This window comes from Rhizobium sp. Root274, from assembly GCF_001429245.1.
Taxonomy (GTDB): Bacteria; Pseudomonadota; Alphaproteobacteria; order Rhizobiales; family Rhizobiaceae; genus Allorhizobium.
Map to the genome: position 1 here is coordinate 1 of NZ_LMJE01000011.1, position 15,926 is coordinate 15,926.

The 15,926-nt window shown below is 57.8% G+C and carries 13 protein-coding genes and 2 pseudogenes; 13 read left to right on the forward strand and 2 right to left on the reverse strand.

Annotated elements, in window-relative coordinates; all coding sequences use genetic code 11:
- Positions 1-300 precede the first annotated feature (300 nt).
- The 3 genes from ASE36_RS20410 to ASE36_RS20420 are packed head-to-tail and all read left to right on the forward strand — an operon-like array spanning position 301 to position 3,490.
- Entirely contained in the window at positions 301-1,404 is a 1,104-nt protein-coding gene (locus tag ASE36_RS20410) for a Gfo/Idh/MocA family protein (RefSeq protein WP_062284549.1), read from the forward strand.
- 23 nt (positions 1,405-1,427) lie between these two features.
- Positions 1,428-2,321 carry a TIM barrel protein gene (locus ASE36_RS20415; protein WP_062284552.1) on the forward strand — a complete coding sequence of 298 codons (894 nt, stop codon included), beginning with the start codon at positions 1,428-1,430 and terminating at the stop codon, positions 2,319-2,321.
- A gap of 11 nt (positions 2,322-2,332) precedes the next feature.
- The gene (locus ASE36_RS20420) at positions 2,333-3,490 is read left to right on the forward strand and encodes a Gfo/Idh/MocA family protein (RefSeq protein ID WP_062284555.1); all 1,158 of its coding nucleotides are present in this window, start codon (positions 2,333-2,335) and stop codon (positions 3,488-3,490) included.
- A gap of 71 nt (positions 3,491-3,561) precedes the next feature.
- On the opposite strand, the gene ASE36_RS20425 is transcribed toward ASE36_RS20420, so the two are convergent.
- Positions 3,562-4,560 carry a LacI family DNA-binding transcriptional regulator gene (locus ASE36_RS20425; protein ID WP_062284557.1) on the reverse strand — a complete coding sequence of 333 codons (999 nt, stop codon included), beginning with the start codon at positions 4,558-4,560 and terminating at the stop codon, positions 3,562-3,564.
- A gap of 173 nt (positions 4,561-4,733) precedes the next feature.
- Here ASE36_RS20425 and ASE36_RS20430 point away from each other — a divergent pair, with 173 nt between their 5' ends.
- The 10 genes and pseudogenes from ASE36_RS20430 to ASE36_RS20475 all read left to right on the forward strand — a co-directional run bounded on the left by ASE36_RS20430 (position 4,734) and on the right by ASE36_RS20475 (position 14,222).
- Positions 4,734-5,684, forward strand: coding sequence for a sugar ABC transporter substrate-binding protein (locus ASE36_RS20430; RefSeq protein WP_062284559.1), 951 nt, complete (start codon positions 4,734-4,736; stop codon positions 5,682-5,684).
- 100 nt (positions 5,685-5,784) lie between these two features.
- Positions 5,785-6,897: an ABC transporter permease gene (locus ASE36_RS20435; protein WP_062284561.1), complete on the forward strand. Its 1,113-nt coding sequence runs from the start codon at positions 5,785-5,787 to the stop codon at positions 6,895-6,897.
- A 43-nt stretch (positions 6,898-6,940) separates the two neighbouring features.
- A pseudogene (locus ASE36_RS20440) lies at positions 6,941-7,375 on the forward strand (ATP-binding cassette domain-containing protein); the annotation flags it as partial.
- A 60-nt stretch (positions 7,376-7,435) separates the two neighbouring features.
- Positions 7,436-7,913 (forward strand): annotated as a pseudogene (locus ASE36_RS20445) (ATP-binding cassette domain-containing protein); the annotation flags it as partial.
- A 253-nt stretch (positions 7,914-8,166) separates the two neighbouring features.
- Complete coding sequence (locus tag ASE36_RS20450) at positions 8,167-8,385, forward strand: hypothetical protein (protein ID WP_062284563.1); 219 nt, start codon at positions 8,167-8,169, stop codon at positions 8,383-8,385.
- Positions 8,386-8,737: 352 nt separating this feature from the next.
- Positions 8,738-10,129: a cache domain-containing protein gene (locus ASE36_RS20455; protein WP_062284565.1), complete on the forward strand. Its 1,392-nt coding sequence runs from the start codon at positions 8,738-8,740 to the stop codon at positions 10,127-10,129.
- The gene (locus ASE36_RS20460; protein WP_062284568.1) at positions 10,126-10,770 is read left to right on the forward strand and encodes a response regulator; all 645 of its coding nucleotides are present in this window, start codon (positions 10,126-10,128) and stop codon (positions 10,768-10,770) included. The genes ASE36_RS20455 and ASE36_RS20460 overlap by 4 nt, the downstream gene beginning before the upstream one ends.
- A 129-nt stretch (positions 10,771-10,899) precedes the next feature.
- On the forward strand, positions 10,900-11,448 hold the full coding sequence (locus ASE36_RS20465; protein WP_062284571.1) for a TRAP transporter small permease subunit: 549 nt from the start codon (positions 10,900-10,902) through the stop codon (positions 11,446-11,448).
- Between the two features lie 15 nt (positions 11,449-11,463).
- Positions 11,464-13,035 (forward strand): TRAP transporter large permease, encoded by a 1,572-nt coding sequence (locus ASE36_RS20470; protein ID WP_062284573.1) that lies wholly within the window; start codon positions 11,464-11,466, stop codon positions 13,033-13,035.
- A 71-nt stretch (positions 13,036-13,106) separates the two neighbouring features.
- Positions 13,107-14,222, forward strand: a complete 1,116-nt coding sequence (locus tag ASE36_RS20475; protein WP_062284576.1) for a TRAP transporter substrate-binding protein — start codon at positions 13,107-13,109, stop codon at positions 14,220-14,222.
- A 116-nt stretch (positions 14,223-14,338) separates the two neighbouring features.
- On the opposite strand, the gene ASE36_RS20480 is transcribed toward ASE36_RS20475, so the two are convergent.
- Positions 14,339-15,916, reverse strand: a complete 1,578-nt coding sequence (locus ASE36_RS20480) for a M20/M25/M40 family metallo-hydrolase (RefSeq protein WP_162244235.1) — start codon at positions 15,914-15,916, stop codon at positions 14,339-14,341.
- Positions 15,917-15,926 lie beyond the last annotated feature (10 nt).

The following is a 15,926-nucleotide window of genomic DNA, read 5'->3' on the forward strand; positions in this document are numbered from 1 at the left end:
TCGGCCTGCAGCGGATAAAGCGCCTCGCCGAGACAGGTCACATTGCCATGGCCGAAAATGCCGAAGCCGCCGCCACATAGGCGATGTTCCTGCCCGTCGATCTGAATGAACTGTGCTTCCAGATAGCGGATGATCGCTTGTGCTGTTGTCAGCCGGATCGTGCCTTCAGTCATGGCGAGCCTGTTCCTTGCATGGCGCATAATCTTCAGGTTCCGCACAAAACCATCTTGTGCAAAACCTGATCTGACGATACAAAATTTGCAACCGGTTGCAAATAGTTTTTAAACGAGGCGGTGCGAAGTGACAAAGATTGGGATCGGCATTGTCGGGGGCGGCTACATGGGCAAGGCGCATTCGGTCGCCATGGCCTCGGTCGGGGCGGTGTTCGATACGCGCTTACGCCCGCAGCTGGAGATGATCTGCGCCAGCACGCCTGCTTCGGCCGAGGCCTATTGCCAGACCTTCGGCTTTGCCCGCGCTACAGCGGACTGGCGCGACCTTGTGAGTGATCCGAAGGTCGAGGCCATTGTCATCGCCACCCCCCAGTCGCACCATCGCGAGATCGCCGAGGCAGCCTTTGCGCGCGGCAAGCCCGTCTTTTGCGAAAAACCCATGGGAGCGAGCCTTGCCGATGCAAGAGCCATGGTTGCGGCTGCGCAAAGCTCAGGTGCCGTCAATATGGTCGGCTACAACTACATCCGTACCCCCGCCAGCCAATTTGCCCGGCAGCTGATCGCTACCGGCGAAATCGGCGTCATCACCTGGTTCCGGGGCGAGCACACGGAAGATTTCTACGCCGATCCGCAGGCTCCCGCGACATGGCGTACTACGGGCCGGGCCAATGGCACGATGGGCGATCTCGCGCCGCACATGATCAACGCGGCGCTCGCACTGGTCGGGCCGATTACGAGCCTAATCGCCGAGATCGAGACCGTACATGGCACGCGCCCGGGCGGCGCCGTCAGCAATGACGACCAGGCCCAGATGATGTGCCGTTTCGACAATGGCGCCATGGGGCAATTGCATTTCAGCCGTATCGCGACCGGTCGCAAGATGGGTTATGCCTATGAAATCACCGGCACGAAGGGTGCGATCCGCTTTGACCAGGAAGATCAGAACGCGCTCTGGCTCTACAGGGCGGAAGGGCCAGAAGCGACGCGCGGCTATGTCAAGATCCTGACTGGCCCCGCCCATCCCGACTACAAGTCCTTTTGTCTCGGCCCCGGCCATGGCACCGGCTATCAGGACCAGATCATCATCGAGGCCCGCGATTTCCTGCAGGCCATCGACACCGGCCAGTCCATCTGGCCGACCTTCCGCGACGGCCTTGCCGTGCTGGAGGTGGTCGAGGCGGCCTGGGCCTCCTCGGACGCGAAACGCTGGCAGGATGTCGGCAAGGCTTGATCCAAAGAAAGGTTTCACCGGATATGTCCATTCGTATCGGCAACGCGCCCTGCTCCTGGGGTGTGGAATTCGCCTCCGACCCCCGCAACCCGACCTGGCAATCCGTGCTCGCGGACTGCGCGGCCGCCGGCTACAAGGGCATCGAACTCGGCCCGGTCGGTTTCATGCCGGAAGATCCGGCCATCCTAGGCCCGGCCCTGGCGGAACTCGACCTGCAGCTGATCGGCGGCGTGGTGTTCCGCCCCTATCATGATCCGGGGGCGTGGGACGATGTTCTCGATGCCACGCACCGCACCTGCAAGGCGCTGGTCGCCCATGGCGCACGTCATCTGGTACTAATCGACAGCATCAGCCCGCGCCGGGCGCCCACCGCCGGCCGCGCCCGTGAGGCCAAGCAGATGGACACAGCAGAATGGGCTTCCTTTCGCGACCGGATCGCCACATCGGCACGCATCGGCTTTGAGGAATACGGCCTGACCGTCGGCATTCATGCGCATGCGGCAGGCTTCATCGATTTCGAACCCGAACTGGAACGGCTTCTCGACGAGGTCGACGAAAGCGTGCTGAARATCTGCTTCGATACCGGCCAYCATTCCTRTGCGGGCTTTGATCCCGTSGCCTTCATGAAACGGCAYATCGACCGGATTTCCTATATGCATTTCAAGGATATCRATCCGCAGGTGAAGGCTCGCGCCATCGAAAACCGCACCGGCTTCTACGARGCCTGCGGCCAGGGCATCTTCTGCAACCTCGGSCARGGCGACGTCGATTTTCCGGCCGTGCGCCAGGTGCTGCTTGATGCCGGCTTCAACGGCTGGTGCACTGTCGAGCAGGATTGCGATCCGACTCTCGATGTGCGCCCCGTCGATGACGCCCGACTCAATCGTGAATATCTTGAATCGATCGGCTTCAACTAGGAACGGGCATAATGGCGAAACTGAATTGGGGAATGATCGGCGGCGGCAAGGGCAGCCAGATCGGACCGGCGCATCGACTGGGCGCAGGGCTGGACGGGCAGTTCGAGTTTGTCGCAGGCGCACTGGACCACCGTGCCGACGAGGGGCGCGCCTTTGCCGAAAGTCTCGGCATTGCGCCGGAGCGAGCCTATGGTGACTGGAAGGAGATGCTTGCCGGCGAGAAGGATCGTGTCGATCGCGTCGATCTCGTCACCGTCGCCACGCCGAACGCCACGCATTTCGAGATCACCAAGGCCTTTCTAGAGCATGGTTTTCATGTGTTGTGCGAAAAGCCGATGACCATGACCGTCGAGGAAGGCGAGGAGATCGTGAAGATCGCCCGGGCGAGCGGGCGGATCTGCGCGGTCAATTATGGCTATACCGGCTATTCGCTGGTTCGTCACATGCGGGCCATGGTCGCCCGGGGCGATCTCGGACGCATCCGCCTCGTCAAGGCCGAGTTCGCCCATGGTCACCACGCCGATGCGGCCGATGCCGAGAACCCTCGGGTGCGTTGGCGCTATGACCCCGCCCAGGCGGGCGTCTCGGCGCAGTTTGCCGATTGCGGCATTCATGCCATGCACATGGCGAGCTTTGTCACAGGGCAGGAGGTGGAGCGCCTGTCTGCCGATACGGTCTCCTGCATCGAAAGCCGCGTTCTGGAAGACGATGCCATGGTCAATTTCCGCATGAGCGGCGGCACGGTCGGGCGGCTCTGGACCTCGTCCATCGCGATTGGCCGCCAGCACGGGTTGACGCTGCAAGTGTTTGGCGAAAGGGGCGGGCTACGTTGGGCGCAAGAGCAACCGAACCAGCTCTACTGGATGCCTCTTGGCCAGCGCCTCCAGGTTATCGAGCGCGGCGAAAACAATCTGTCGCCCGAGGCAGATCGCAGCAGCCGCGTGACAGTCGGTCATGCCGAAGGCATGCCGCTTGCCTTCGCCAACATCTATTCCGACCTCGCCGAGGCAATCCGCGCCGGAAAAGAGGGACGGGCGATGGATCCTGCCGCCAATCTCTATCCGCGAGCAGAGGACGGATTGCGCTCGATGGCCGCCGTCTTTGCGGTCGCGGAAAGTGGCAAGAAGATGGGCGCATGGATGGATGCACGTCCCCCGATGTTCCGCTGATCAGGTTCGGCCGGCCCCGATGCCGGCCCGCCAATTCCATCCGGTTGCCGATGCGTTTTGGAAAAACTCCCCTATGCGCGGGGCTTGAGTGTGCCGCGTTCGACAAAGGTGCAGGGAAAAAGTCTGGCCTCTGGATAGCGTTCAGGATCGTCCAGCATGGCGACGATCAGTTCGATAGACGAACCGATGATCTGGCGCACCGGCTGGCGGATCGTCGTCAGGTTGATATTCGCCCAGCCGGCGATCTCCATGTCGTTGAGCCCCATGATCCCGATATCCTCGGGCACCTTAAGCCCCGTTTCGCGAACCGCGCTGAGCGCTCCGATCGACAAGACGTCGTCACCGCAGAAATAGGCTTCGGCCGGCTTTGACCGCAAAAGGCGCTGCATCTCGCGGCGTCCTGCCTCGAAACTGTAGGCATCGGCAAATGACGTCTGCAGGCTGACCCGCGCGTGGCCTGCCAATTCCTCGCTGAAACCCTTCAATCGGTCCTGCGTCGAGGTGGCTGCTTCCGGTCCGCCGAGAAAGCCGATGCGGCGATAGCCGCGTGCCAAAAGTTCCCGCGCCGCCAGGCGTCCGGCTTCGACATTGTCGATTCCAACGACATGCACCTGCGTGGAGGAGGAATACCGGCCGAAACTGTGCACGACAGGCATGCCAGCATCGCGGAAAGCGAGTGAAAAGCCAGGCGGCAGTGTTGAGGAGGCAACCAGCACGCCATCGACCGAATATTGCCGCAGCATGCGAACTGAACTTGCCGGATCGATCTCGTGCGAGAGGTTGACGAGCAGGGGGCGCAGACCACGTTCCTGCAGGCCTTGGGTGAAAAGGTCGAACACTTCCAGAAATATGGGATTATGGAAGTTGTTCGACACCAGGCCAATAAGCTTGGTGCGACCAGTGGTGAGGCTCGAGGCAAGCGCGTTCGGGCTGTAACCGAGTTCGGCCGCCGCCTTCTCCACTTTCTTGCGAGTCCTTGGCGAAACCGAGGCGCCCTCAGTAAAGGTGCGCGATACGGCCGAACGTGACACGCCGGCTCTTTCTGCAACATCCTTCAGGGTAGGTGGCATGATCTCATCCTTTCAGAGCTGCCTTTTCTATCGCAGGAACGGACAACGCGCAGCATCAATTCAGACGGCAACAATTGCAACCGGTTGCAAACTTCATAGTTTGGTGTAGTCTGATCATCGGGCGTGGCCTTGATTGTTCTTGCGCTGCATCCGTCATTCTCTGGGAGGAAACAATGACAATACTGACTAGAACATTCGCACTGGTCGCCACCCTAGTTGCCGCACCCTGCATGATCGCAGGTACCGCTTCTGCGGAGGGAGAACGCTATATCCTCGTCAGCCATGCGCCCGACAGCGACAGCTGGTGGAACACCATCAAGAACGGCATTGCGCTGGCTGGAAAGCAGATGGGCGTGACGGTGGAATATCGCAATCCGCCGACTGGTGACCTGGCCGACATGGCCCGCATCATCGAACAGGCCGCGGCATCCAATCCCGACGGCATCATCACCACGCTTGCTGACTTTGATGTTCTTTCGGGGCCCATCCGTGCGGCTGTCGATCAGGGTATCGACGTCATTATCATGAATTCCGGTACACCAGAGCAGACCCGCGAAGTGGGCGCGCTGATGTTTGTCGGCCAGCCTGAATATGATGCGGGTCTCGCTGCCGGCATACGCGCCAAAGGCGACGGGATCAAGTCCTTCGTCTGCGTCAACCATGTGATTTCAAATACCGTCGTTGCCGAGCGCTGCCGCGGTTTTGCCGACGGTCTCGGCATCGAGTTGGGCGACAGCATGATCGATGCCGGCCAGGACCCCGCCGAAATCAAGAACCGCGTCAAAGCCTACCTGACGGCAAATCCGGATACCCAGGCCGTTCTAACGCTGGGGCCGACATCGGCAGACCCGACCATCCAGGCGCTGCAGGAAATGGGTACGGCCGGCTCGCTTTATTTCGGGACCTTCGATCTGGGTACCGAAATCGTCAAGGCCATCAAGGATGGCACGATCAAGTGGGGCATCGACCAGCAGCCCTTCCTGCAGGCTTATCTGCCGGTTGTGATCCTGACCAACTATGATCGCTACGGCGTGCTGCCGGGCAACAACATTAACTCCGGCCCGGGCTTTGTCACGAAGGAAGCCCTGGCCAAAGTCGAAGAGTTTGCGGGCGAATACCGCTGATCAAACGTCTACGCGGCGAAGGCATGGTCTTCGCCGCTGTATCATTCAAGCAAGCCCCACGCTGAGGCCTGCCTGCTCCAGCACATGATAGGACTGGCTCATGAATAGCAGTGCGCACACCGACGAGCGCGTCAAAACGATGTCGGCCTTCAGGCGCAGCCTGATACGGCCGGAACTGGGCAGCATGGTCGGGACAGTGGCGGTCTTCGCCTTTTTCGCTCTGTTTGCCTATGACAGCGGCATGTTCAATGCCCAGGGCGTGCTGAACTGGTCCATCGTCTCGGCCCAGTTCATGATCATCGCCGTCGGCGCCTGCCTGCTGATGATCGCCGGCGAATTCGATCTCTCCGTCGGCTCGATGATTGGCTTTGCCGGCATGACCATCGCCATTTTTAGCGTCACGCTCGGCTGGCCGGTTTGGGTGGCGATCCTACTAACCTTCATCATTTGCGTGGGGCTGGGTGCGCTTAATGGCTACATCGTCGTACGTACTGGTCTGCCGAGCTTCATCGTGACGCTTGCTACCCTCTTCATCCTGCGCGGGTTTACCATCTTTTTGCCGCAGACGTTCGAGCGCAAGACCATTATCGGCGGCATTCGTGAGGCGGCCGAGGGCGACTGGCTTGCCCCCGTTTTCGGCGGCAAGATCGGCCAGCCACTTTTTACCTGGCTCGGCGAGGTTGGTGTCCTGACCGTTTTCGAGCGCGGCAACCTTAAGGGCCAGCCTGTTGTCGACGGCCTTCCGATGCTCATCGTTTGGGCGCTGGCCCTCATTACCATCGGCCATTTCCTTTTGACTCGCACCCGCTTCGGTAATTGGATTTTCGCCGCTGGTGGTGATGCCCAGGCCGCACGCTATGTTGGTGTGCCGGTCAATCGCGTGAAAATCTTGATGTTCATGTTCACGGCCTTCTGCGCCTCGGTTTTTGCCGCCTGCCAGGTTTTCGAGTTTGGCTCCGCTGGGGCCGATCGTGGTCTGCTCAAGGAATTTGAAGCCATCATCGCTGTCGTTATCGGCGGTGCGCTTCTAACAGGCGGTTACGGGTCGGTCCTTGGCGCAGCGCTCGGCGCGCTGATCTTTGGCGTCGTCCAGCAGGGATTGTTCTTTGCAGGGGTTGAGAGCAGCCTCTTCCGGGTGTTCCTGGGTGTTATTCTCCTGTTTGCCGTCATTCTCAACACCTATATCCGCCGCATCATAACAGGGGAGCGCTGAGATGAGCTCTATCCGCACCGAAAGCCGCGCGCCGCTCATCCGGATGCGCGGTATCGAAAAGCATTTCGGCGCAGTAATCGCGCTGGCCGGTGTCTCGATCGACATCTTCCCCGGCGAATGCCACTGCCTTCTCGGCGACAATGGCGCCGGAAAGTCGACCTTTATCAAGACTATGTCGGGGGTGCACAAACCTACAAGCGGCGCGATCCTTTTTGAAGGCGAGCCGATGCAGTTCGACGATCCGCGCGACGCAATCAAGGCCGGTATCGCCACGGTCTATCAAGATCTGGCGATGATCCCGTTGATGTCGGTCAGTCGCAACTTCTTTATGGGCAATGAGCCGATCCGCAAGTTCGGACCACTGAAACTGTTCGATCATGAATACGCCAACCGTATCACGATGCAGGAAATGGGCGCCATGGGCATCAGCCTGCGCGGCCCCAACCAGGCGGTAGGCACCCTTTCAGGCGGCGAGCGCCAGACCGTCGCCAAGTAGAAGCCTTGCGCGAAACGGCATCCAACAGCTCTCAAGAAATCNGGTTGGCGGCATCAGACGGCAAACCGACGGAATGCAGCGCCTCATGTTCGATCATGAATACGCCAACCGTATCACGATGCAGGAAATGGGCGCCATGGGCATCAGCCTGCGCGGCCCCAACCAGGCGGTAGGCACCCTTTCAGGTGGCGAACGCCAAACGGTGGCCATCGCCCGCGCCGTTCATTTCGGAGCGAAACTGCTGATCCTCGACGAACCCACCTCTGCGCTCGGCGTGCGACAGACCGCTAACGTGCTGGCAACGATAGACAAGGTTCGCAAGCAGGGCATCGCTATAGTGTTCATCACCCACAATGTGCGCCATGCCATGGCCGTAGGCGATCGCTTCACAGTGCTTAATCGCGGGCAAACACTCGGTACGGCCTTGCGCGGAGAAATCACCGCAGAACAGCTCCAGGATCTGATGGCTGGTGGGCACGAGCTCGCGACTCTGGAGGGATCGCTTGGTGGCACGGTGTAGCGGCAGAACGCCCGTTTGCGCAGCATTTTTTTCCCTTCATTCCAGGATACGCAGATGAGATGTTTCGAGCCCGTGCAGATGACCTCGACCTTTCTATGCTCCAGTGCGCTTTCGCCGCTCTAACAGGTCTGAGGCCTTCAGGCCAAGCAACCAGTGCAAACTTCATCCTCAAGCGACCGTGGAGAAATATATTTGAACAGAAATATCCTTTTTTTGTGCTCGCTCATCGAGCCCTGCTTCCTCGTGACGGCCGATGATTGAAGTGGTCGCCGAAAAGCTGAAAGCATCCCTCAAACCCGACGATCTGGCGCTTCTGCAGGGTGTTCTGGTAGAGATCTGTAGCGCTCGCGGTGAGGAGATCACTTCTCCTGAATTGGAAAAATACGCGGACAATCTGATAATACTGTTCCAGAGTGGCATTCGAGTCAGGCGACAGCTAGTAGCCATGCTGACCGGACAAATATTTCCATAGAAGCTGGCCCAGAAGTTGAGTTTGTGACCACCGAAGTGACAGGGAAGAGTGAAAATAGGTCAAGTTTCTCTATCGGTGGAGGTGCGTTGCCATAATGCCGTCTCAAGCGGCACTCGGAGTGCTAGTTGAACATCTGGGACCGCATTGGGCTTGAGAACGTGGTCGAGGCCTGATGCGGGCATAAGCACATGGCCGCATACCCGCGTGTCGTAGTAGGGGCGTGCTCAAAAAATGCGTTCAAAAACCGTCCGCCGTATGTCGGCCGATAACATCTCTAGCTTGTCAAAAGCACGGCAGGGACTTTCTATTGCCTTTAACCTGATGTTCGGCCAATTGCCCCGGGGATAAAGCTGTGAACCTTCGTCATCAAATCATTGCTCTTGCGATCGTACCTCTCGTTATAGCCATCCTTACCATCACCTCCTTCATCACCTGGCAGGCCACGAGCCTTGCGCAGAGCAGTATCGACACGTTCGAGCGAAATATGCTGAATGCGAAGGAGACTGAGCTCCTCAACCTGACCAATCTCGCCCGCTCTGCGATCGAAGAGGTATATGCGTCTGCCGATGCGAATGATGAGGCTGCAAAGGCGCGGGTGCGTAATATCTTGAGTTCGCTGGACTACGGGAAGGACGGCTATTTTTTTGTATATGACTACGACGGGAACAACGTTGTGCATCCGCGCCAGGCGTTTAGATTGGGCCAAAACTGGTTTGATCTCACAGATCCTGACGGCAACCGCGTGATTGCAAACCTCATCCAGAAGGCAAAAGAGGGCGGCGGTCTCTACCAATACAAATGGGAGAAGCCTTCTTCCGCAATGGTAGCCGACAAGCTGTCGTTCGCAATGGGACTGGACAAATGGGAGTGGATGCTGGGCACTGGCGTCTATTTAGATGATGTATTCGCACAAACAGCGGCGGCCAAGGCGGATCTACGAGAGAAGATTCGCGACACATTCGTGGTTGTCGCGCTCATTGCGGTGCCGGCGGTCATGATCGTATTCGCTACCTGTATGATGGTGACCGTTCGTGAACGGCGCCTGGCGGACGGTAAACTGAAGGCCTTGACTCAGCGTGTCATCAACACTCAGGAGGAAGAGCGAACGCGACTTGCTCGGGAACTTCACGACGGCATCTCGCAGAACCTTGTTGGCGTACGCTACGCAATCGACCTTGCTTGCCGCAAGGTCCGTCACCATGCTGATGATGCCGCCTATGCCATCGAAAACGGGGTCGAGGCATTGAACAATGCAATCAAAGAGGTCCGCAGGCTGTCACACGATTTACGCCCACCGGCGCTCGACGACCTCGGCCTCACGGCCGCATTGACGGCCTTAATCGGCCATTTCTCTGAGCGGACGGGCATCTCTGCGATTCTCGAAGCCGAGCCCGGCAGAGACTTTTTGAAGGCTGAGGCGAGTACGGCGTTGTATCGTGTGGCACAAGAAGCTTTAAACAACGTGGAGCGCCACTCCGGCGCCTCTGAAGTGCGCATTCGGCTATGGAGTGAGCGCGGTCGCGCTAGAATGACCATCAGCGACAACGGTAACGGATTTGAAGAGAGTGCAGGAAAGACCAGGGGGCGGCATCAGAACGGGCTTGGATTGCGCAACATGCAAGAGCGCATCGCCCATTTTGGCGGGATCTTGTTGGTCAGGAGTCATGCCGGGGGGACTGTGCTCACTGCTATGTTGCCGCTCTCGGCTAACGCAGATGGCCACGAGCGGACCGAGGCGGCATGAGTGAAGTTCATCCTATCAATGTGGTTCTTATCGACAATCACCCACTCGTTCTGGATGGCCTGCGTGCTGTACTCGATACATTCGAGCATATCAAAGTCGTTGGAACAGCGGGCCTAGCGCTGACTGGCTTAGAGGTTGCCGTCCAGACCAAGCCGGCTGTAGTCCTGATCGATATCAATATGCCTAAGCTCAGCGGGATCCAAGCGATAGAGCTATTCAAGGCGAGACTTCCGAATTGCCGCATATTAATGCTTTCGATGCATGATAGTCGCGAATACATCTCTGCATCAGTCCTGCATGGTGCGTCGGGGTACATCCTCAAGGATGTGTCCACCGATGAAATCGTCACGGCCATCAAAACGGTTGCTGCTGGCAAAACCTACTTCTCATCCGGGGTCGCCGACGTACTTACGGAGCGTAGGGTAACTGGGTCAACGCATCCACTTACCACCCGTGAGCATGATGTCTTAACACAGTTGGCCTCCGGTAAAAGTAATCGTGACATTGCGAAGTCACTGTCTCTCTCCGAAGCCACCGTCGAGACACACCGCAAGAATATAAAAAAGAAGCTGGGAATTTCGACAACTGCCGGCCTTACCCGATACGCCATCGATAGCGGTTTGATCCGGCGGGCCTGCTGACGTTCGCCCTACCCACTACTGGGTAGGCTCCAATACTTCGGGACCGCACCCATCTTGTTCAGGCTCTGGCCGGAACTTAAGCATTTCCTTCATGGCCGGCTGAGGTGCCGGCTCGGGAGGATATTCATCATGGCAGGCATCTTGTCGTTGTCACGCGCGATAGACGCGGTCAACACGTTCATCGGTAAATCGGTTTCCTGGCTCATACTCGCGGCGGTGGTTATCAGCGCAGTCAATGCCGTCACACGCAAACTCTTCAATCTCAGCTCCAATGCTTGGCTTGAAGCGCAATGGTATCTTTTTTCGGCCGTCTTCTTGATCGGCGCAGCCTTCACTTTGCTGAGCAATGAACATGTGAAGGTCGATTTGGTCTACGGGCAGCTATCGCGAAAGCGTCAGCTCTGGATCGAGATTCTTGGTACGCTCTTCTTCCTTTTCCCTTTCTGTCTGATCACGATCTACCTCTCCTTACCGATCGCTATAGACAAGTTTCAGAGTGGCGAAGTGTCCAACAATACCGGCGGCCTGCTGCTATGGCCGGCATGGGCGCTGATTCCCATTGGGTTCGGCCTTCTGGCGCTTCAAGGGGTCTCCGAACTTATCAAGCGTATCGCGATCCTCACCGGCGCGTCTCCCGATGCAGTGGCTTTGGCGGATGCCGAAGCCAAGACGTTCTGATTGGAGGCACGACTGATGTTTGCTTTCTTTGCAGAAAACCTCGCACCCATCATGTTCCTGTCCCTGATTGTGGTCTTGCTGATGGGATATCCGGTGGCCTTCTCACTGGCTTTTGTGGGCTTCGTCTTCGGCTTCATCGGGATCGAAATGGGCCTGCTTCCCATTAACCTCTTCGGTGCCGTCCCGGACCGCATCTTCGGTCAGATGTCGAACGAAACACTGTTGGCCATTCCCTTCTTCACCTTCATGGGGTTAATCCTGGAGCGAAGCGGCATGGCAGAGGACTTGCTTGACACGATTGGTCAGCTGTTTGGCCCCGTTCGAGGCGGCCTTGCATTTGCGGTCATCTTCGTAGGTGCGATCCTCGCCGCGACGACGGGCGTTGTTGCAGCCTCAGTGATCTCAATGGGCCTCATCTCGCTTCCAATCATGCTGCGCTACGGCTACGATCGACGTGTAGCCGCTGGCACAATTGCAGCGTCAGGGACCCTGGCTCAAATCATCCCACCATCGCTGGTACTGATCATTCTCGCAGACCAGCTCGGCCGCTCTGTCGGTGACATGTACCAAGGCGCACTGGTGCCCGGTCTGTTGCTCGTCGCGATCTATGCCGGTTATATTATTTTGATGTCGTTCATTTACCCGGCAAGTGTTCCAGCGCTGCCTCCACAGGCCCGCGCACTGCGTGGCTGGAAAATGGCTCGTAAAGTGATCACATCGCTTGTGCCACCGCTCGTGCTGATCTTCCTCGTCCTCGGCACAATATTTATTGGTCTTGCAACGCCGACCGAAGGCGGAGCGATGGGGGCGGTAGGTGCGCTCATGCTCGCTGCGGGGAACCGTCGCCTTAGTATGCCCATGATGAAGTCAGCGCTGTACGCTACAGCCAAACTATCATCCTTCGTGATCTTCATCCTGCTTGGCGCGCGCGTATTCTCTCTCACCTTCTATGGCGTCGACGGTCACATCTGGGTTGAGCACCTGATGACCTCAATACCTGGGGGAGAGATCGGCTTCCTCATCGTCGCAAACCTGCTGGTGTTTTTTCTGGCCTTCTTCCTCGATTACTTTGAACTCGCTTTCATTATCATACCGCTGTTGGCGCCAGTCGCCGACGCGCTTGGCATCGACCTTATCTGGTTCGGCGTAATGCTCGCGATCAATATGCAGACTTCGTTCATGCATCCACCGTTCGGGTTCTCGCTGTTCTACCTGCGCTCTGTTGCACCTGCCAGGGCCTACAAAGACAAGGTGACTGGAGCGACCGTTCAGCCCGTAACCTCCGGCCAAATCTATATGGGTGCGTTGCCGTTCCTGGCAATCCAGTTGTTCATGGTGGCGATCGTGCTGATTTTCCCGGGTCTAGTCACTCACTATAAGTCGGGACCTGCCGCCGTGGATCCAGCTGAAATCGAGCTGAATGTCCCAATGCCCGGTTCTGGAGAGGGGAACCCTTTCGGAACTCCCACGCCTCCCTTCGGAGCTCCTAAAGCTGATGACAATGGCGAGCAGCCGCCCTCGCCAAGCGCGACGCCCGAGTTTGGCTCTCCACTGCCAAGCTTTGGTCAGCCGTCTCAATCCAACTGATACCCATCTCGTTCCGACGATCTCGCACCACCGGTGCTAGCCGACAACATCTGTTACCTGAGGAGGAAATGATGACTGAAACTCTCAACCGGCGTAGTTTTCTGAGCAAAGGCGCACTCGGTGGCGCTGCTGTGGCCGCCAGCTTACCCCTTGCCGCACCCGCAATCGCACAGGATTTGCCCACCATAAAGTGGCGTCTGACGTCAGGCTTCCCGAACAGTCTGGATACAATTTACGGCGGCGCCGTGGTGATGGCGAAGACCCTTTCAAAGATCACCGACGGTAAATTCCAGATCCAGGTGTTCCAGGCAGGGGAGCTGGTCCCGGGCCCCCAGGCGGTCGACGCATTGAAAAGCGATACGGTCGAGATCGCGCACACCTGTGGCTATTACTTCACCGGTAAGAATCCCACTTTCGCGATCGGCTCGACTATTCCGTTTGGTCTCAACGCCCGTCAACAAAATGCGTGGCTTTATCACGGCGGTGGGAACGAGCTGTATGATGAGTTCCTTTCCGATTTCGGTATCGTGGCCAAGCCGGGCGGCGCTACGGGCGCACAGATGGGTGGGTGGTTCCGGAACGAGATCAATACGCTTGCGGACCTACAGGGTATAAAGATGCGCATCGCGGGCGTAGCCGGTGAGGTCATGTCCAGATTGGGCGTGGTCCCACAGCAAATCCCTGGAGGCGACATCTATCCTGCATTGGAGCGGGGCACGATTGATGCAGCGGAATGGGTCGGTCCCTACGATGATGAGCGGCTAGGCTTCTACCAAATCGCTCCCTACTACTATTATCCCGCATACTGGGAAGGCGGCCTGACGATCCATTTCTTCATGAACAAGTCAAAGTATGACTCCCTGCCGGAGGCCTACAAAGCCGCTCTCGACGCTGCCTGCAAAGCAGCCAACATTAACATGCAAGCGCTTTACGACGTGAAGAATACGGCCGCAATCCGTTCGCTCGTTGGCAAGGGGGTAAACCTCCGTCCCATGCCACGAGATGTCATGGACGCCGCTTACAAAGCGAGCATGGAGCTTTACGCCGAATACACTGAGACTCACCCGGCTTGGGCAAAGATCTATCCTAGCTGGAAGAAATTTCGCGACGAAAGCTTTGAATGGTTCCGCGTCGCAGAATACAGCTATGACAGCTATATGTACTCTGCACAGGCAGCTGGAAAGTAATCCGAACAAGATGAGTGGCGCGGGTTGCGCCACTCATCGTTACTGAGTGTCGCTGTGGCTAATGGATAGAGTTGCTCATATTAACGCGGAGCGGATTGTCGTTTTCCCATCGCAGGTCAACCGATTTCTCCCACAAAATCCACGATAAGCTGCGGCAAAAGTTCAAACGAATACGGGACGTGGATCCGCTCGAGCGGCGTATGGTAATCACGCCCCCAGGGCCCCAAGTTGACCGTGGGATAGGTTGTTCCAGCAGACGCATGGGAGGCGGAGGCGGTTGGGCAGAGCGGCAAAAGACTCCGGCGATAGGTTTCCACGCTCTCACCAAAGAAGCTCATGTCGGAAATTCCGGCAAAATGGCTCACCAGACGAAGCGAGCAGCCGTGGCGAGCTTCAGATTGAGAGACGAATGCGCGCAGCAAGTTCATAACTTCAGGAGATCGGACGGCGGTGGAGAGATATGGGTCGGCGCCCAATCCGAAAACTACGGCAGGGCCAGACTTACCGCTCTTTTCCCAGAGTGCGAGCGTCAGTCTCCTGCATCGCTCGGGAGCATCGAGATGCTTCAGACTGACGGATATCTTTGCGAGCATTTCGCGGATAGTCGGATGTTCGACCTCCACCTGAGTGAGGAGTTGATCAAACCTCAAGACTGGCACGTGTGCATCTAAAAGCTCAACGTCCGATGACTCTAGCCTTCGGCCTCGCTCAACCAGATCCTGGACGCAGTCGCCGACAGCCTCTGCGATAAGATCCTGTAAGATGGCCATCAACTCGAGCGGATTGCGGTCTTTAAACAACAAGTTCCAAAACAGGAATGCGGTTGCGGGGGTGGTGACATCGTACTGAGTCTTGCTGTCCTTAATGGACAATAAGGTGGGTACCGTACCGCTATCCTCAGCCAGGTCGGCTGCCCACTCAATCTTGGCGGCAACAGCGGACGCTAGCACTGCCGCGTTCAATCCTCTTGTCGCATAGCCGCTATGCACCGGCCGTCCGATCACTAAAGCTGTTGGCAGGAGTTTTCCCACAGTACCTGTTGCGAGCACTTGGCCTTCAAAACCATCCCCCACGTCTGCGATGGCGTCGAGATTAATGACCAGCTTGATGTCGAGGTTCTCTCGGTTCGCAATAGAAGGGAGGAATTCCACAGCGGCGCGCGCGCCTGCTGACGCATTTTCCTCATCTGGCACAGCGATGAACAACAGGTTGCCTGGAAACGGCTCTGCGGAGATCGCGGCCATTGCGGCCAGACCCGCTGCCAGCCCGCCCTTCATATCCAGTAGCCCGCGGCCGGGAAGGAAATTCCCGCTTTTGAGGTCAGCGAACGCCAGTCGCTCCGCATCGCTCGTTTGCGCTGCTAATTTCTCAAGCAGTGCCTGCTTCAGACGATCCGGCTCCAGAGCCAGATGTTCCAGGTCGCCGTAATCGCGTGTGGTGACTGTGTCGTAATGGCCAGTCAGAACCACCGTAGGTCCATTCGTTGAGCCTTTGGCCAGTAAGAAAACGACCTGACGCTGATCGCTGCCTCTGACCGGGAGGCACCAAGATCGATTGCACCGGTGGAGCGCAGGGTGGGTGGCGAGATAGTCGGTAAGCCAGGGCCCGAACGCGACCTCATCTTCACTTCCAGTGACGCTTGGCTGCCCAGTTAGAGCCAAAGCGAATTCCCGGCACAAGGCTGAAATGTCCAACGGTCGCTCC